The organism is Paenibacillus alginolyticus DSM 5050 = NBRC 15375, from assembly GCF_000422905.1.
In the GTDB taxonomy this organism is placed as follows: domain Bacteria; phylum Bacillota; class Bacilli; order Paenibacillales; family NBRC-103111; genus Paenibacillus_E; species Paenibacillus_E alginolyticus.
Genome location: NZ_AUGY01000030.1, coordinates 24,871 through 42,499 on the forward strand (window position 1 = coordinate 24,871; position 17,629 = coordinate 42,499).

The 17,629-nt window shown below is 46.5% G+C and carries 16 protein-coding genes; 2 read left to right on the forward strand and 14 right to left on the reverse strand.

Annotated elements, in window-relative coordinates:
• Positions 1-158: 158 nt before the first annotated feature.
• From G519_RS0115265 to G519_RS0115285, 5 genes are all read right to left on the reverse strand, one after another.
• Entirely contained in the window at positions 159-1,121 is a 963-nt protein-coding gene (locus G519_RS0115265) for a glycoside hydrolase family 43 protein (protein ID WP_029195451.1), read from the reverse strand.
• A 2-nt stretch (positions 1,122-1,123) separates the two neighbouring features.
• On the reverse strand, positions 1,124-2,584 hold the full coding sequence (locus G519_RS0115270) for an arabinan endo-1,5-alpha-L-arabinosidase (RefSeq protein WP_036633054.1): 1,461 nt from the start codon (positions 2,582-2,584) through the stop codon (positions 1,124-1,126).
• Positions 2,585-2,598: 14 nt separating this feature from the next.
• Positions 2,599-3,444 (reverse strand): carbohydrate ABC transporter permease, encoded by an 846-nt coding sequence (locus G519_RS0115275; RefSeq protein WP_029195453.1) that lies wholly within the window; start codon positions 3,442-3,444, stop codon positions 2,599-2,601.
• A gap of 3 nt (positions 3,445-3,447) precedes the next feature.
• Entirely contained in the window at positions 3,448-4,332 is an 885-nt protein-coding gene (locus G519_RS0115280; RefSeq protein ID WP_051253416.1) for a carbohydrate ABC transporter permease, read from the reverse strand.
• Between the two features lie 94 nt (positions 4,333-4,426).
• A complete protein-coding gene (locus tag G519_RS0115285) occupies positions 4,427-5,770 on the reverse strand; it encodes an ABC transporter substrate-binding protein (protein WP_029195455.1) in 1,344 nt (447 codons plus the stop codon).
• 397 nt (positions 5,771-6,167) lie between these two features.
• Between G519_RS0115285 and G519_RS0115290 the strand changes: the two genes are divergently transcribed.
• Complete coding sequence (locus tag G519_RS0115290) at positions 6,168-7,238, forward strand: GntR family transcriptional regulator (protein WP_029195456.1); 1,071 nt, start codon at positions 6,168-6,170, stop codon at positions 7,236-7,238.
• Between the two features lie 342 nt (positions 7,239-7,580).
• Here the strand turns inward: G519_RS0115290 and abc-f are convergent, their stop codons facing one another.
• From abc-f to G519_RS0115335, 9 genes are all read right to left on the reverse strand, one after another.
• Positions 7,581-9,659 carry a ribosomal protection-like ABC-F family protein gene (abc-f, locus tag G519_RS0115295; protein WP_029195457.1) on the reverse strand — a complete coding sequence of 693 codons (2,079 nt, stop codon included), beginning with the start codon at positions 9,657-9,659 and terminating at the stop codon, positions 7,581-7,583.
• A gap of 105 nt (positions 9,660-9,764) precedes the next feature.
• Positions 9,765-9,908, reverse strand: a complete 144-nt coding sequence (locus G519_RS51275) for a hypothetical protein (RefSeq protein WP_164826750.1) — start codon at positions 9,906-9,908, stop codon at positions 9,765-9,767.
• An 84-nt stretch (positions 9,909-9,992) separates the two neighbouring features.
• Entirely contained in the window at positions 9,993-10,895 is a 903-nt protein-coding gene (locus G519_RS0115305) for a response regulator (RefSeq protein WP_084160175.1), read from the reverse strand.
• A gap of 5 nt (positions 10,896-10,900) precedes the next feature.
• A complete protein-coding gene (locus G519_RS0115310; protein WP_244280121.1) occupies positions 10,901-12,154 on the reverse strand; it encodes a sensor histidine kinase in 1,254 nt (417 codons plus the stop codon).
• Positions 12,155-12,195: 41 nt separating this feature from the next.
• Positions 12,196-12,957: a TSUP family transporter gene (locus tag G519_RS0115315; RefSeq protein WP_029195460.1), complete on the reverse strand. Its 762-nt coding sequence runs from the start codon at positions 12,955-12,957 to the stop codon at positions 12,196-12,198.
• 34 nt (positions 12,958-12,991) lie between these two features.
• Entirely contained in the window at positions 12,992-13,642 is a 651-nt protein-coding gene (locus G519_RS0115320; protein WP_029195461.1) for an amino acid ABC transporter permease, read from the reverse strand.
• Positions 13,643-13,662: 20 nt separating this feature from the next.
• Positions 13,663-14,316 carry an amino acid ABC transporter permease gene (locus G519_RS0115325; RefSeq protein ID WP_029195462.1) on the reverse strand — a complete coding sequence of 218 codons (654 nt, stop codon included), beginning with the start codon at positions 14,314-14,316 and terminating at the stop codon, positions 13,663-13,665.
• A gap of 69 nt (positions 14,317-14,385) precedes the next feature.
• Entirely contained in the window at positions 14,386-15,261 is an 876-nt protein-coding gene (locus G519_RS0115330; protein ID WP_029195463.1) for a glutamate ABC transporter substrate-binding protein, read from the reverse strand.
• A 19-nt stretch (positions 15,262-15,280) separates the two neighbouring features.
• Positions 15,281-16,009: an amino acid ABC transporter ATP-binding protein gene (locus G519_RS0115335; protein ID WP_029195464.1), complete on the reverse strand. Its 729-nt coding sequence runs from the start codon at positions 16,007-16,009 to the stop codon at positions 15,281-15,283.
• Between the two features lie 243 nt (positions 16,010-16,252).
• Between G519_RS0115335 and G519_RS0115345 the strand changes: the two genes are divergently transcribed.
• Complete coding sequence (locus tag G519_RS0115345; protein WP_029195465.1) at positions 16,253-17,629, forward strand: extracellular solute-binding protein; 1,377 nt, start codon at positions 16,253-16,255, stop codon at positions 17,627-17,629.

Consider the following 17,629-nt stretch of genomic DNA (forward strand, 5'->3'; position numbering starts at 1 on the left):
GAGAGCTCTGCGAGTCGAAGCTCGTTAACAGAGTCTGAGAAGCCGAAAATCGACTTCTCAGCAGACTATATTGCACGTTCGTTCTGAATAAGCGCACGAATAAAAAACCTCTACTCTCACTAACATGAGATAGAGGCTTATATCATGGTTTAACAGTTCTAGGCACCTAACACGGAGCCAACAAAATCCGGTGTGCCATCCGCGTGCCACTTCAGTACACGCACAAAGGTGTGGCGATTCGGATCGTAGAGCGGGTCACCCACTATTTCTTTATAATTTCTCGCGTGGAAGACGAAGATATCCTGTGTGCCGTCCTCCGATACAGTGAAACTATTGTGTCCGGGTCCAAAGAGTCGGACGCTTGCATCGGTGGTCAGAACAGGCGACTTGGATTTCGCCCATGATTGCGGATCCAGCAGATCAGCATCTTCCGAAGCCGTTAACAGACCCATGCAATAATTAAAGTCTGTTGCGCTTGCGGAGAAGCTGATGAAGATGCGTCCGTTCCGCTTCAACACCGCGGCGCCTTCATTGACCTTAAAGCCGATGATTTCCCAATCATACTCCGGCATTGTGATCATGACTTGCTTGCCGCGAAGCGTCCATGGGCTGCTCATTTCGGAAATGTAAAGATTAGAATTTCCTATTATATTCAAATCTTTTTGTGCCCAGACAAGATAACGGATACCGTTATGCTCGAAGGAAGTTGCATCCAGTGCAAAGCTCTCCCACTCGGTGATCAGCTGCCCCTTCTCCTCCCACTCTCCCTCAAGCGGATTGGCCGAACTATTTTCCAACACAAACATACGATGATCGAAAAGGCCTTCATTCGTTTCTGTCGTTCTAGCCGCAGCAAAATAGATATACCACTTGCCTGCAACGAAATGCAGCTCCGGCGCCCAAATATTGGCACTTAGCGGACCTTCGTCATATTTGCGCCAAGCAACAACAGGCTGTGCCTCGTTCAAACCGGCAATCGTAGCGGAACGCCGTAGTTCAATGCGATCGTACTCCGGAACCGATGCGGTAAAGTAATAAAATCCATCCGTATGTTTATAAATCCACGGATCTGCACGCTGCTCCAAAAGTGGTTTGATATAGCTGGTTTCTAAGTTCCCCATCGTTATTCTCCTTTGATGCTATCTGTGTATTTGCCCCATATGTTAATACCCTTCTCGTTCATCCCTGTAAACACAAGCGTAGGCTTGTCATTCTCCCAATCCCAGGAAGGCGAGACAAGTACCTTTTCTGTCGTCTGGGTGCCTTCATTTGTATCCAAAGCCGTCCATTGCAGCGTTAAATCATTCGGTTCTTGAAATGACCATTTCCCGATACCATGTGCCGATTCGATCTTTCCATTAGGCTGCAATGTCATTGGTTCAGAACGTTCTATTCCCGTCCATGCCATCGGAATCGGCAATCGATCCCAACGCCCTGCAAGCAGCTTCGGAGATAGAGGTTGTGTTTTCTCTCCCGCATATCGTTCAGGCGAAGCAACCGGCCATCCGTCACGTGTCCAGAAAAGCTCACGAATATAGAGGTAAGACCAATTCTTATCTTTTTCTCCACGGGCATGGTGTACGAGAAATGTGCGATCGCCGTCCTTCAGAACCGAGTTATGGCCCGGCGCGATCCAGCCTTCTTTCCCACTAAACACGTAGCTGCCAATCAGCTTATTTCCCACATTCGTCTGCGGCGAAAACCCCGTATCCGAAAGCTGATGCCCATTGAAATCCTCATAAGGCCCCGTAATCGAGGAAGATCTGCCCACTCTTACACTGTAATCGGAAGATAAAGAGTCATAGGATACGAATAAATAGTACTTTTTCTGATCCGGTTGATAGATGATATACGGCGCCTCAACAGCGCCTGCAACTGTTCGACTGTCTCTACGGGCAAGCAGCGTAGGCTGCTCCCCTTGCTTCACTTTGCCAGTGCTCTCATCAAGTCTTACGAGATATATGCCGCCAAAAAAGGAGCCGTACGAAAGCCATGGTTTACCTTCGCTATCAAACACCGGATTAGGATCAATCGCGTTCGCTTCATCTCCCTTGGCCGTCTTCACGACGGCGCCTTGATCCGTCCATGGACCGGTAATTGAATTGGAGGTTGCAAGACCAATCATGGACTGATTACTTCCGAAGGTAGATGCTGCATAGTACAAATAGTAGGTATCTCCCATTTTGAATACGTCGGGTGCCCATAGATTCGTTGCCCGTGTCCATGATGCTGCTTCCTTCGGTATTCCATCCAGCGCATACCCTACCCAATCCCATGTGATCAAGTCTTTTGATCGCCTCACCATGATCCCCGGCCGCAGCGGATCCTTATTGGCGCCAACTTTTATATCAGTAGAAAACACATAATACGTATCCCCTTCTTTATAAATGGAGGGATCGTGCGTATTCATCGTATGCCAGCCTGATTCCGTATTGGTGCTTCCGGTGTCATACATCGGGTACTGAAAAGGTCTCTTCGGAAACTCGACAGGGGCTGAACGTGAACCCACGAATTGGAGATAAGAAACCCCTACAGCCACTGCTACAAGCGCGAAACCGAGCGAAAGCAGCAGCCTTTTTTTCATCCGAGAGACCGCCATTAACCTTTCACACCACCAACCGTAAGACCCGAAACAAAGAAGCGTTGGAAGAAGATGAAGACGATCAGTATAGGCACGATCGCAAGCACGGAACCGGCAATGAGAATATCGTAGTTATTGCCATAAGGCGTTACAAGACTGGACAGACCGATCGGCAGGGTCAGCTTATTCCCAGTTTTGAGTACAATCAGCGGCCAAACAAAGCTGTTCCAGCTCGCAAGGGCCTGCAATATCGCCATCGCCCCGAATGCCGGAGCCATCAGTGGCATCATGATTTTGAAAAAGATACCATACTCCGAACAGCCGTCAATTCTCCCTGCATCAAGGAAATCCTTGGGCAGCCCGGCAGCATATTGCCGGAAGAAGAAGATCGGCAGCGGTGCGACGACGAAAGGTAAAATGACACCACTGTAAGTATCGATCAAGTGGAAGGCAATCATTTGTTTATACAACGGCAGCATAATAATTTCGACAGGTACCATCATGACCAAGAGGACCAAGAGGAAAATAAGGTTTCTTCCTCTAAATCGGTACATCGCGAGCCCATAGCCCACCATCGAAGATAAAAGCAGACAACAAGCGGTATAAACAATGGAGATAAGGACGCTGTTCTTATACCAGATCAGATACTTCTTCGCGGATGTAGAGAATAGGAAGGCATAGTTATGAAAGGACAATAACTCCGGCTGCAGCTTCACATTGAGCCCGTAGCGCAGCATCTCCTTGGAAGGCTTAAACGAAGCCAACGTGAGACTGTAGAACGGGAATAGCGCCAATGCAGCAAGTACCACAAACAGGAAGAGCAGTAAGGAGGTTTGAAGGAACTTATGTCGTTGTATCTGCATGTCCTAATCCTCCTTTCTGAACAAACCGAAGAATTTCAATTGAATGACATTTAAGATCATGGTTATACCTAGCAATGTGATCCCAATTGCAGATCCGAAGCCCAAATTATTACGCTCGATGCCTTCACGATAAAGTAGACCGATCATCGTCAGACCAATGTCATTCGGGGAACGGTTACCGTTCCAGAGAATGAAGCTTTCCGTAAACATCGAATAGCCGCCATAGATGGAAATTGTAATGACGTAGATCGCTACCGGCTTCAATAACGGCAGGGTAATTCGCCAGAATTGGTCCCACTTGTTGGCACCGTCTATTTCTGCTGACTCATATAATTCATGCGGAATGCTCTGCAGCGCGGATAGGAAATAAATAATATTAACGCCGGTAAACCGCCAAGTCGCCAAAATAACCATCACGAGCATTCCCGTCGTGGAGTTGGCCAGCCAGTTAATGGTAGGCATGCCCAGCATATGACGGAATGCATTCATCACCGAATCATCCAAGCTGCCAAAAACAAGCCGGAATATAGTTCCCGCCACAACAACCGAAGTGAGGGAGGGGATAAACAAAGCGGAACGGAAGAACGCACTCGCCTTGGTCAGCTTCGCATTCAGGAATACAGCAAGTACAAGCGGTAATGGAATAAGCACCAGCAGGGTCCAGAACGTATACCGACTGCTATTTTTCAACGCGGTGAAAAACGACTCGCTCCATAAATTTTTGTAATTCGCTAACCCAATAAAATGGGTCTGGCCGGGCAAAACTTCTTGAAAGCTCATGACAATCGTGGTCATAACCGGATAAGCAAAGAAAATAAGGAACGATAACACAAAAGGCAGAACAAAGACATAAGGAGCTACCCGGGAGGAATACAGAAATTTATTCATATCGTCAATCACCACTCCTCTCTAGAAGCGCTGCAAGCCTTGCCGAAGGGACGTCCCTGGGGCAAAGCCAGCAACGGAACGCGGGGCGTTCAATTTACTTAATATTTTTCACAGCATCGTCTAGAACTTGCTTCGGATCTTTCAAATCATTAAGCGCTTGGAAGATGGTTTTCGTCTTGATATAGTCGGAGACAGCCGGTGTTTTCTCCTTGATATTCGTAGGCGCGATCTCGCTTTTCACAGAAATCAAAACATCCCACAGGTTTTTGCCAAAATAAGCCGTGAATTTATTGTCCGCTTTAAGCGCCGGATCGTTCCAAACATCAGAGCGAATCGGGTCGAAGCCGAGTTGTGACCAGATCTGAATGTTGCCCTCTTTGGACAATTTCGCATAGGAAAGGAATTTCTTAGCTACGTCTTGATTCTTCGATTGCTTCGTAATAACCGTACCCGTACCCCCCATACCGGAAGAGCGCATCTCGCCTTGTTTAAATACCGGCATCGGTTTAATGATGACTTTGCCTTTCAAATCAGGCATGTAGTCCGTAAAGCGACCCATGTACCACATCGGCATCCAGACGGAAGCTGCGCCGCCTTTATTCATGAAACCGTAATATTCTTCCGCATGATGCAAGCCGCCCGGAGCCACAACGGCAACTTTCTCCTTCACAAGCTTCTGCAGGTAACTCAATACATCTAGATTCGCTTGGTCACCTATTGTCACGTTACCGTTTTTGTCTAGGAAGTCCGAACCGTGTTGTACAACTAGCGGCCAGAATGACCATTGGTCCGACGTTTCGACCGTCGTCATCGGCTTGCCGGTTTTCTCAAGAACCTGCTTACCTGCTTTTTCATAATCATCCCAAGTCTTAATATCGTCAGCGTTTACGCCTGCTTTATCGAGAATTTCTTTGTTGTAGTAGATGACTTGTGCCCCAACGTGGTAATCTATCCCGTAAAATTTGCCGTCCTTCGCATAATTATCGAGTCGAGACATGACGAGGTTGGCCTTCTCCGGTTCAACAATATCATTCAGCGCGGTTAGCTGGACATCGCCTTTTAGGAAATTGCCGATTTTACTGATTTCAATGTCAGCCATGTCGGGAGCACCCGTTCCTGATTGCAGCGCCACTAACAGTTTATTGTGGTTATCATCATAGGGGAAAGTTGTTGCTTCCACTTGAATCGGCTGTTCAGGATGTGTTTTATTCCATGATTCAGCCATGCTTTCAAAAAATTTCTGATGCAGCTCATTGAACGTCCAGAAGCTCAGCTTAACAGGTGTACCTGATTTGGTTGCGCTATCATTCTTGGTTGTAGCTGCTGGGTTCGCAGTAGCCGTTCCCTCATTACTTGTGCCCGAGTTTGATGTACAAGCTGACAATAAAAGCATGGATGCCAAAATGGCAGCAGAAGACACTTGTAGCTTTCTCTTCATACAATTAATCCCCCTAAATAGAAATTTTGATTGTCATATAAACTATCATGCAAATGGTCGATTAACATGTAAGCGCTTTACAAATCGAATTATAGTACATAAAAACCTATAATAATATAATCAATTGAGTATAAAATTATGTTTATTATATTTAATCACATAAATTCCACGGCTAAACGTTTGTTTAGAATCCATATTAAATTTTTCGTTTTATGAAATATGACTGGTACCTGTTGAATCGGATTTTAATGGTAGATATTTACAATATTATATATACAATTGGTTATAAAATTTAATTAAAACATTATAAATATACTTTTCAGACTTTTATGTATTCCCTTTTTCACATTTACTGAGTACAATGAACCTAAGAATATGAGAATCAGGTGATGCACGAATGACTAAAATTCCTCTCTATAAACAAATCTACCAATCCATTAAAGATAAGATTATATCCGGAGAGCTTCGCCCCAAAGATCGCGTGCCTTCGGAGCAAGAATTTATGGATGAATTTATGGTCAGTAAAATAACCGTGAAGAATGCGCTAGCCGTATTGGTTGACGAGGGACTAGTCACTCGTATTCAAGGCAAGGGAACATTCGTGTCAGTCAACCCCAACTCAATCACAGTGGATCCTAAACGCCGTTCTTCAGCGTCTTCTTCCCAAAATTACATTGGTCTGATTATCCCTACCATGAAAACGAAAGTCATTCAGAGACTTGTCGACTACATTGAATACTACGTCAAGGAAGCCGGTTATCAGCTCGTCCTGCATATCACACGCGAATCTTCCATCGAGGAATCCCGTTCGGTCCAGGAATTGACCAACACCCCAGGCGTCCGCGGCATCATTGTTTTCCCTACGGAGGATGAGCGCTATAATGAATCGCTACTCCGTTTATCCCTGGATAAATATCCGTTTGTGTTTATAGACCGTTATTTACGAAATATCGAAACTTACCGGATTACATCTGATAATTGGGGCGGCGCTTATGAGACGGTTACCAAACTGTTAAACAAAGGCCATCAGCAAATCGCGCTCATCTCCCCTGATAATACGAATACAACCGTTGAAGACCGGACTCACGGCTTTGAGAAGGCTTATATTGATAGAAACATTTTGATTGATAAAAGCTTATGGTGTCATGTCCCCATCGACATCCTCAGAAACGGCGATACTTCAGCTTATATTGTTAAATTCCTGCATCAGCATCCTAACATTACAGCTGTTTTTGCTTTAACTGCTGAGATGGCAAGGCTCACGCATCATGCTCTGCATCAGGAAGAAGGCTTGAACCCGAAGATCGAGTTGGTTTCTTTCGATGATCCAGAGATTCCGGGAATCTCGCACATTTTGCAGGATGAAGAGCAAATGGCCTTATCGGCTGTTAAATTGCTGCTTGAGCAATTCAACGGGCATTATGTTCCGCAGCGCATCGAGGTTCCTGTGCAATGGATTCAGGTTTGATCCCTTGCGCAGCGTGTGGAATGTCCCGTCGGCGCGTGAAAGTTAATCTTTTGCGGAACGTCGAGGCGTTATTTGTGAGGAATTCGGCTGTTTGTAGACTTTCGCGGAACGTCGTTCCGCTATTTCCTTGTTTCGCCCTCAAATCACGCGGTTTTCCAACAAATAGAGTCCTCACGTTCCGCGAAATGTCCTTTTAGCGCTATTTTCTTCAAATAGCGGCTCCTCGTTCCGCGACGTGATGAAATCTCATCGATTTCGCCGTGTCGGAATCTACGAAAACAAATTAAGGGTGAGATTCCCTCACCCCAAACCAAAAAAGGGGGGGTATCCGCCCCCCTTTTTCTATTCTTGCTCCTCTATCAGCATCCACTGCTCATAGAGCCTATCCAACATCTCCTGCGCCGTTTCTCTTTCCGCCCACAGTTCGCTAAGTTCATCTGCCGCCAGATTCTCTAGCCGCTGGTCCAGATTACTCAACTGCGCTTCGCCATCCGCAATCTGCTTCTCTAGCCTCTCCCGTGTAAACACGGATGAGCTTTTAGACTTCCCTCGTTGCGCCACATTGGCAGTATTTTTAGCCGTAGCACTCGCTGAATCACTTAGCGCAGCACTCCTAGAAGCTCTTGGCGAAGCACTCTCAGCATTTCTTGCCATAGCACTTGCACTTGCACTTGTACTTGTACTTGTACTTGTACTTGCATTGGCATGTGCACCATCCCTAGCCCCAGCACTCGCACCAGACGATTTTCTCGTACCAACAGCAGCAGACTCACGGATTCGATTTTCACGCAATTGAGCGCTCTTCTCTTTATAATCATCAAAATTACCCAAGTAAACGGTAATTCGCCCTTGATCCAGCTCCCATATTTTACGAGACAGCCGATTCATAAAATAACGATCATGCGTCACAGCCAGCACGGTGCCTGGAAACTCTTCCAGCGCCTCTTCCAAAGCTTCCCTTGAAGCAATATCCATATGATTCGTGGGCTCATCGAGAATAAGTAAATTAGGCTTACGAAGCACAAGCAGTGCTAGCCGCAATCTAGTCCACTCCCCTCCCGAAAGAGAACTGACCGACTTGAATACATCTGCGCCATAAAATAAATAAGCAGCAAGCCGGCCCCTAGCCTCTCCTTCCTCCAGCTTCGCTTCCTCACAGAAGTAAGTCAGCACCGATTTCTTATGGTCCTCTGGATACTCTTGTTGTGCCAAATAGCCAATATCGACCCGCGCTCCAAGCTCGAGCTCCCCTTGGTTAGGCTGCTCTTCACCCAGAATCATCCTCAGCAGCGTTGTTTTGCCCGAACCGTTAGACCCGACGAGCATCACTTTCTCGCCATATTCCAGCAAGCCGCTTGCCCGCTGCAGCAGCACTTTATCCCCGTATCGCTTGTTCACATCCTCGAAACGAATCACTCTCCGACCTGAGCGGTCGTCCAGCTTCAATCCGAATTCCGCTGCCTTCGGATCAAGAACAGGCCGTTTGAGCTTCTCCATCCGATCCAGCGCTTTCTGCATAGAAGCCGCCCGGCGGAAAAATTTCTCGTTCCCTCCTACCCGGCCCCACTCCGTCAGCTGCTTGATCGTCTCTTTCATCTTTTTGATGACCTTCTGCTGCTCCTGATAATCAGCAAACTGCTGCAGCAGCCGGACTTCTTTCTCCTTCACATATCCCGAATAGGAAGTCAGATAGGTCGTAGACTCGCCATCTTCCAACTCAACGATCTTCGTAACAACCCGATCCAGAAAGTAACGGTCGTGAGAAACAATGAAGCATGCGCCATCATAATGGGTGAGATAGTCCTCCAACCACTCTACACCGAACAAATCCAGATGATTCGTTGGCTCATCCAGCAGCAGTAAGTCAGGCTTGCCGATCAGCTGGGATGCGAGAGCAATCTTCGTCTTTTCCCCTCCGGACAGCGAGGCAAAGCTCCGCTCATAAACCTCCCGTGCTATACGAAGTCCGTTCGCGACTTGATCGATTCTTGCATCCAGCTCGTAGCCGCCTTCCCGTTCGAAACGTTCTTGCAGCTGTGCGTACCGCTTAAGCAGCTGATCCAGCTGCTTCTCATCGCTCATGACTTCTGAGCTCGACATCCGCTGCTCCAGCTCCGTCATATTGGCGCGGCATTCAAGTATCCCTTGAAAGCTGGACGCCAGCACATCATACACCGTACCGCTCTCCCACTCCGTTGGGATTTGTGCTAAATAACCGATCCGCGTATCTTTTCGCACCGTTAATTGCCCTTCATCGGGCTTCTCCATCTTAGAGATAAGGCGAAGCAGCGTCGATTTACCACTGCCATTGCGTCCCACAAGTCCTACTCTTTCTCCCTGATGGATTTCAAAAGTAACATCCTCAAGAACTAGCTGCGCACCATGGTATTTCTTTATATTTTGACCGTTAATAATTAACATAATGAAGGATCCTCCTAATTTGTGAAAGACCCTATCCATCGCCTATGTACACAAAAAAGGCCGCAGGAAAATTCCTACGACCTTTCGGATTGATCCGTTTGAGGGTTAAGGTAGGAGTCTTTTCGTGAGTTGTAATTCCGTATGAGCATAAATAGACAGACTTCTCGCGTCTTTGACTGCTGCATGAACGATGCCAGCCATCGCAATGGGTAACTGGCTCACACGGTTGTTCACAAACTCTCGATTCATCCTACCTTCACCTCCTTCTTCTATCACTAATTCAAAATAATACCATAACCAGCGGTCAATTCGCAACCAGAAACGGCCCTATTATTAATATTCGCTGCGCATCTTATCCGTAACCTCAAGATAGAGAACTTGAAGAAATTTCTTAATATTGACCTTGCCCTTCTCAGGCTTCGAGTTCTCATCGATTTCTTTCATCTTCATACGCACATCCTGGAATTCAAAATAAAGAGGCGCATAATGCTCAAATTTCGGATTGCTGTAATCCGTCAATCCGATGCTGGCGATATGGGTTAATGCCCCCATGACGGTTCGGCGAATCCGTTGTTCGACGGCCTTGCCTTCTTTTTCAACATCCGCTTCCTTCACCTTATGGCATCTAGAAACGGTTTCATAAAGCTCCTTGAGCGGCGGAATTCCTTCCGCTTTATGATGACGTGCGAGATGTTCCATAATGTCCATCAAGTCGCGACTGCCAGTGTCCCCCACAATTCCCATATCCATGAGAATGGGCTGCATAATTTCGCGGACGCTTCGTTTTTTTCGAATACTTTCAGGGCCTGTGTGCAGTAAACTTAACTTGGTTAAAGATTCTTTAATCTCCTGCAAGGAGCGGCTGATGTTCCACTGCTCATTAACCTTGGACAGCACAGCTTCCACTTCAATTTTATTAATTGGCTTTTGAATGTAAAATTCGACACCAGCTTGATAGGCCTTGCCAATCATTTCTTTATTTTCAATTTGCGAAATCATCACGTATTTCCCTCGATAACCTTGCTCCTTCAATCGAATAATCGTCTCAATTCCATCTTGATCCGGCATTAATAAATCGATGACCACTACATCGGGGGTGGTTTCCAGAAGAACCTTCTCCCCTTCGCTCCCGCTGCCAGCCGTACCAACGACTTCGCCTAAACCGCCTTTTTCAATGATCTTTTGCAGCATCCGTCTACTTACCGCATCATCGTCAACAATTCCGAATGACAGCATGATCTCTACGCTCCTTTTTTCAACGTATCGGTCAATATGGTTATCACAAAAGTGCTCTGAAAACCCGGCTTGTCAGAAAGCAAATGAATGTCTCCGCCTAATGAATGAACAATATCTCGCACATGAGAAAGTCCAATCCCTGTCGCGGCAAAGCCCTCCTGATTGAATTTGGTCGTAAATCCAGGTGCAAAAATCATATCCCTATCCTGCTCAGAAATGCCAACACCATTGTCAGCAACGAGTATGGTGGTCTCAGCACCTTGCTCATAAGCACTAACGAGAATCGATCCTTGAAATTCAATCGCCTCAACGGCATTAGACACGAGATTATTGATGACGGTTAAAAGAGGGAGGTATTGATCCGAACAATAGTCCGTTTGAATATCACTTTTGAATTGAATCTTTTTGCCAAGCATCGCACTGTAACCCATGTTGGATTTGATAGCGAATTCCACGACTTCGGCCAGCCTCATATCGGAAGCGAAGTCGCGATCGAACAGCTTCAATAACCCGGCTAGGATGCGCTGCGAGTCTTTTTTGACCTCGTGAATTTGCTGGGTAATTTCCAAAATGGTACGAGAGTAGCTTTTTAACCCCGCGCCATTGATTTTTTCATATAAATTGTGGCTCTTGGCTGTTATTTGCTCAATCGTATCCATCGACTTCCGCAAGTAAAATACTTCGCCATATAAACCGCTATTCGTATTTAACATCTGTTCCATGCGCTTCTGCTGCTCATTATGCACGACTCGCATCTGATTTATGGTCACACTGTTGTAGATACCAACCACGAAGTAGCTCCGCACGACAGCGGTAACGGTGATATACAATAATTGCTCCGTAAACATGTTCGCTGAATGAAAAATCAAGCTGCGCGCCAGCAATTCAATCTCATTGGACATAAGATCAATAACCGACAAGAACAATCCCAGTACAAAAGGGTGGAATTGATCCCATTCCCGTTTAATCAAGCTCATAGCAATCGCGAAGGCCATATAATAAAATGCGGCTGATAAATGCGTTTGCGCGCTCGCGCTGAAGGACGCGGCCCCCTGCGTTAGGATACCGTCCTCCAACGTCCGAAATAGCAGGACCGTGATCCCGGTAATGATACCTGTATAGACATAAGGCAGGTGCTTCATCAAAAGCAAACTGAGTAGAAAGGCGCTGCTGCCAAGTCCAATCCGAAACACTTCGCCACTGAAAGGTGTGATCTTAAACTCTCCGGCTATGGCCGTCACGATTGCGACGAAAATCATTTGCAGCCCTTCGTTCTTTAAGCGTCCCAGCCTTTCACCCCCTATAAGATATCCCATATCTGTTTGCCAATTAGGATGATACAAACGGTAAGAAATAGCGGTCGAACGTACGCTGAGCCTTTGCGGATCGCCATGCGTGAGCCCAGTAAAGATCCACAAACCATGGCTATTCCCATTGGGATGCCAATCCCGTAATTAATGGATCCCAGAACCATGAAAGTAGCCAAGCTAGCCACGTTGCTCCCGAAATTAAGGACTTTGGAATTACCAGCCGCTTTGACGAAATTGAATCCTAACATCAGAAAAACGAAAATAAGAAAGGAACCGGTCCCCGGTCCAAAGAAGCCATCATAAAAACCCAAACCGAATGCGGCGAAGCCCATTAACATCGCTGTTTTCGTTGAGAATTGGCCGAAGGTAGAAATATCCCCCCAATTTTTGCGAAAAATCGTGTAGATGGTGATCAAGATCAACATAACGATAACCAGCGGCTTTAAGAAATCAGATGGAATTTGGCGGAGCACCGTCGTTCCGCACACGGCTCCTAAGAGAGATAAAAAGAACAAACCGCGTACGGCTTTCAGATCAACATTCCCAGACCGCATGAAAGAAATCGTACTCGTCAGAGAAGACATGGTGCCCGCCAATTTGTTCGTTCCCAGCGCAACAGCCGGGGGTAGCCCCGTGGCCAGTAGAACTGGTAGAGCGATCAGCCCTCCTCCACCTACAACTGAATCTACATATGCCGCTACAAAACCACCGATGATGATGAATATCATCATTTCCCAACTTACATGTAACATGATGCCAAGACTCCTTCTGGATGTTATATTCCTCTTATACCAATCTTGATTCCATCCTGCGAGCTGCTAGTGATAGCGCATAATTCACAGCGAAATACAGCATAGCCACTAAAAATAGAATTGGAATGGTATAACTGTAGCTTTGTCCAATTACTATTTTCGCATGGTGCATCAGTTCAGGCAAGGAAATAACAATCGCAAGAGACGTATCTTTTAACAAAGAGATAAATTGACTCACTAGTGGCGGCATCATTCGGCGCAGCCCTTGAGGCAGAACAATATGCCAAAGGGTTTGCACATAGCCTAGTCCTGAAGATCTTGCGGCTTCAATCTGTCCTTTATCAATAGAATTCAGCCCGCTTCGCACAATCTCCGCAATCATCGCACCTTCAAATAACGTTAAGGCCAAAATCGTCGCATTCATGGGTCCAAGTTTGATCCCGATATCCGGTAAGGCGAACCTCGAGAAAAATATGATTAACAGCAGCGGTAAATTGCGAAGAAGCTCAACTGCTATAGCCAGAATAGGTGAAACAACCGGCAGCTTCGTATACCGGATTGTACCGACAATACATCCCACGATAAAGCTAAATACAATAGAGATCGCAGCGACTTTAAGCGTCATATAGAAACCTTCAAATACAAACCTTACATTATCAGCCGAGAAAGCCTGCATGATATCCATTCGCTCACCCCCTCCTAAAGTCAGTCTGCGCGGGCTAATTTACGTTCTAGACGCAAGGCCAAGTAACTTAGCGGCAGCGTGAGTATCAAATAAAGCACAGCAACGAAGATATAGGTATCGAACGTAGCATAGGTCTCACTTGCGACCTGATCCCCGAAATACATGAGGTCTAAGCCTGCGAATACGCCAAGTACCGACGAGTTCTTAACGAGGTTAATAAATTGGTTGCTGAGCGGCGGTATGACAATTTTGATCGCTTGCGGAAGGACGATATGCCACATCGTTTGGAGATAGGTCAGTCCCGAGGATTGTGCCGCCTCAGATTGACCCTTGGGCACCGACATAATACCTGCCCGGATCGCTTCTGCAATAAAAGCTGCCGTGTACACCGTAAGGCCTAAGGTCCCGCACACGAATCCGCTAAGGGTAATGCCGATGGACGGCAGCCCGTAGAAGAACACGAATACAACAAGCAAGAGCGGTATGTTTCGAATGAACTCTACATAGGCAGTCCCTAGCCATTGCAGCGGTTTCACCGATCCAATACGAAAAATGGCAATGACCGTACCCAGCACAAAGCTGCCAATTAACGCAATAACGCTGGCAATGATCGTGTTGAAGAAGCCCTTCATGTAGATATCAAAATAATCGGTAAAAATCGAGAAATCCGGCATGCGCTCCCCCCTCATAGACAGAAGATGGGCAGCAGCTGCCACCCATCTCTTCTTTTATTCTTGTTCCGCTTATTTGGTTGGCGCTTTGCCAATCCATTTCTCGTAAATTTTCGCGTATTGGCCGCTTGATTCCAGCTTCTTCAGTCCATCATTCACCGCGGCTTGAAGCGTTGTTTCACCTTTTTTCATCGCGATACCATAAGGCTCATCTGTGAACGGTTCGCCAACCACTTCGAAGTTCTTATCTTGTACCATCATGCCATAGAGGATGGCATTATCTGTGGTCAACGTGTCCCCTTGACCCGCTTTCAGGGCGCTGAAAGCATCTTGGTAATTATCAAACTCAAGGATGGTGGCATCTGGGGATTTTGCTTTAATATTCGCAACGGAGGTAGCGCCTTTTACAGCCAATACTTTCGTTCCTTTTTTGACATCCGCTACACTCTTAATAGGGCTGCCTTTCTTCACGAGCAAAGACTGTCCGGCTTTAAAATAAACATCGGAAAACTCAACTTGCTTCTTCCGCTCCTCGGTAATCGTCATCGTTGCAACAATCATATCAATCTCTTTGTTATCGAGCATCGGAATGCGCGTCTTGGACGTTACTTCTTTCAACTCAATTTTCTTCTCATCGCCGAGAATTTCTTTCGCTAATGCCTTGGCAATGTCGATGTCGAAGCCTTCAACTTCGCCGCCAGTCGGGTTCTTCAAACCGAATAGCTTGGTATCAAATTTCACACCAACGACGAGTTTGCCTCTGCTTTTAATCTCATCCAGAACGGACGCTCCACCGGCCGGCTTGGCAGTGCTTGGAGCGCTGCTTGCTGCTGGGGAGCTAGCCGGAGTGCTTGATGCGCCTCCTGTTGGGCTGCCGTTAGAGGCACACCCCGCCAATGCGAATACCGTAACTAACATCAACATGAAATTCCACTTTTTTGACATCATGGTTTTGTTCATCTCCTTATTAATGGTTAAGTACCCGATTCAGAAATAATTTTGCTCTTTCTTCGCGAGGGTTGACGAAGAATTCCTCTGGTGGTGACTCTTCTACTATCTGACCTTTGTCCATAAAAACAACGCGATCGGCTACTTCGCGGGCAAAGCCCATCTCGTGTGTAACCACAACCATCGTCATTCCTTCGTTTGCAAGCGCCTTCATAACATCAAGCACCTCTCCGACCATTTCTGGATCCAAGGCTGATGTGGGCTCATCAAACAACATAATTTTCGGCTTCATCGCCAGTCCCCTCGCAATGGCCACACGCTGCTGCTGTCCACCGGATAACTGCGAAGGAAAACTGTGCGCCTTATCCTGAATACCAACCTTATCCAGAAAATACATCGCGATCTCTTCGGCTTCTTTCTTAGACATACCATGCACCTTCATCGGAGCAAGCGTAATGTTATCGATCACTTTCTTATGCGGATAGAGATTGAAATGCTGGAATACCATGCCGATATCTCGACGCAGCTTGTTCAAATCCATCTTCTTATCGCTGACCTTGTACTCATTCACGATTAGCTCACCGCTTGTGATGGTTTCCAGCCGGTTGATACACCTTAGCAGCGTACTCTTGCCCGAACCTGACGGACCTACAACGACAACAACTTCACCCTGCTTAATCTGAAGATCAATTCCTTTGAGCACATGAAAATCGCCATAATGCTTCTCTACTTGACGAAATGAGATCAATGGAACCCCCCCTTCGATGAGTCTTTATTGATGAATCTTACTGATGTAAACTGTTTGTTATGTAAATTAACACTTGGTGTATTTAAATGATAAAGAAAAAACTATGGAATCTTATGCAATCCGACATTGGGTTAGAAAAAAATGACGGCAGAACATTGCGAACCTTGTGTCCAATCATCTTGGCATACTATAATATAACCCAGATACAAACCAACATTGAATGGCCCGGAGGTACTCAGATAAATGGCGGGTAAACCCAAACGATCAACCTTCCGAACCCGACTGGAAGACATGGTCACGACATTACGCAGCGATATCCTTACCGGAAAACTTCAGCCCGGTGACTTCTTACCTTCCGAATTAACACTTGCTGAACAGTTCCAGCTTAGCAAAAACTCCGTTCGTAAAGGACTGGAACTACTACTCAATCAGGAAATGATCGAAAAAGCACCGCGAATCGGGACACGCGTAGTCGGGACGGGCCGGAACGAAAAGCTTACCCTGAAATTCGGTTATTACCCTACTCTCACCCTAGAAGCTAACTTATTGGAACTAGTCGAAAAGTTTCAACAGCAGCATCCGCATATTGTCGTCCAAATGATCCCTCTTTCGCAATCGTACTTTTCTCAGAACGCGAAAGAAGCCATGGAGAGAGACGCGTTCGACCTTATCACTTTAAATAATCAAGGCTACGAAAGGGTTACCGAAAACGGGGCTGTCTCGGATATCTTGGAGCCGCTTGAACGAAAGAATGGCACGTATCCCTTTCTGTCGGGTCCGTTCACCAAAGATAATCATTTGTACGTACAGCCGTTTATTTTTTCACCGATCGTCTTGTGTTACAACCGAGATCATTTCAAGGAAGCCGCCTTGCCAGAGCCGGATAGCAGCTGGAGTTGGAACGATGTACAGCAAGCGGCGCTAGCCTTAACGCAAAAGCATGATCGCATCGGCATTTTGTTTCACCTGCAATCCATCAATCGATGGCCGCTCTTTTTATTGCAAAACAAAGTCGTTTTTGAACGCGATCAACAAGGTAAACTGATTTTCAACAACGATAACTTTCGGAAAGCCATGCAAACAAGCCTTGGGCTGTTTGAAGGAATGAATCCAGACACCGTCTATATGTCGGAAAATGACTCTGATGCCGAACGGTTTTTCTTGCAGCAAAAGACGTCCATGATTGTGACCAGCTATTGCAGCTTGAACCACTTGCGTAATGCTGACTTCGCCTATGACATCGCACCGCTTCCCTATTCGATGGAGGCGAAGACTCAGCTCTTAATCATTGGACTTGCGGTCATTAAATCGAGCAAGCACAAAGAAGCAGCCCAAACCCTGCTCGATTTTCTTGTTTCGAACGAAGCGCAGCTGCATATTCGCAAAACCACCCTTACCATCCCGAGTGTCAAAACGGCGGCGGAGTGGACTGGGGAAGAGACGCTAGCGCGTCCTTCTCGGTTCTTCATGTACCGGGACATCATCCCGACATTTAGTTTCTACACCGACATGAATGTTACTTTCCACGAACTGGAAACTATGCGCCATATTTTCAAGCTTTACTGGGCACGGCTCGACGACTTCGAGACGGTTTGCCGCAGGCTACAAGACGCCTACTAG

What these genes read in the sequence shown, in the direction of transcription:
- G519_RS0115265 (WP_029195451.1), bottom strand. Translation starts at nt 1,121, where the DNA reads ATGGGGAACTTAGAAACCAGCTATATCAAACCACTTTTGGAGCAGCGT.
- G519_RS0115270 (WP_036633054.1), bottom strand. Translation starts at nt 2,584, where the DNA reads ATGAAAAAAAGGCTGCTGCTTTCGCTCGGTTTCGCGCTTGTAGCAGTG.
- G519_RS0115275 (WP_029195453.1), bottom strand. Translation starts at nt 3,444, where the DNA reads ATGCAGATACAACGACATAAGTTCCTTCAAACCTCCTTACTGCTCTTC.
- G519_RS0115280 (WP_051253416.1), bottom strand. Translation starts at nt 4,332, where the DNA reads ATGAATAAATTTCTGTATTCCTCCCGGGTAGCTCCTTATGTCTTTGTT.
- G519_RS0115285 (WP_029195455.1), bottom strand. Translation starts at nt 5,770, where the DNA reads ATGAAGAGAAAGCTACAAGTGTCTTCTGCTGCCATTTTGGCATCCATG.
- G519_RS0115290 (WP_029195456.1), top strand. Translation starts at nt 6,168, where the DNA reads ATGACTAAAATTCCTCTCTATAAACAAATCTACCAATCCATTAAAGAT.
- abc-f (WP_029195457.1), bottom strand. Translation starts at nt 9,659, where the DNA reads ATGTTAATTATTAACGGTCAAAATATAAAGAAATACCATGGTGCGCAG.
- G519_RS51275 (WP_164826750.1), bottom strand. Translation starts at nt 9,908, where the DNA reads ATGAATCGAGAGTTTGTGAACAACCGTGTGAGCCAGTTACCCATTGCG.
- G519_RS0115305 (WP_084160175.1), bottom strand. Translation starts at nt 10,895, where the DNA reads ATGCTGTCATTCGGAATTGTTGACGATGATGCGGTAAGTAGACGGATG.
- G519_RS0115310 (WP_244280121.1), bottom strand. Translation starts at nt 12,154, where the DNA reads ATGATTTTCGTCGCAATCGTGACGGCCATAGCCGGAGAGTTTAAGATC.
- G519_RS0115315 (WP_029195460.1), bottom strand. Translation starts at nt 12,957, where the DNA reads ATGTTACATGTAAGTTGGGAAATGATGATATTCATCATCATCGGTGGT.
- G519_RS0115320 (WP_029195461.1), bottom strand. Translation starts at nt 13,642, where the DNA reads ATGGATATCATGCAGGCTTTCTCGGCTGATAATGTAAGGTTTGTATTT.
- G519_RS0115325 (WP_029195462.1), bottom strand. Translation starts at nt 14,316, where the DNA reads ATGCCGGATTTCTCGATTTTTACCGATTATTTTGATATCTACATGAAG.
- G519_RS0115330 (WP_029195463.1), bottom strand. Translation starts at nt 15,261, where the DNA reads ATGATGTCAAAAAAGTGGAATTTCATGTTGATGTTAGTTACGGTATTC.
- G519_RS0115345 (WP_029195465.1), top strand. Translation starts at nt 16,253, where the DNA reads ATGGCGGGTAAACCCAAACGATCAACCTTCCGAACCCGACTGGAAGAC.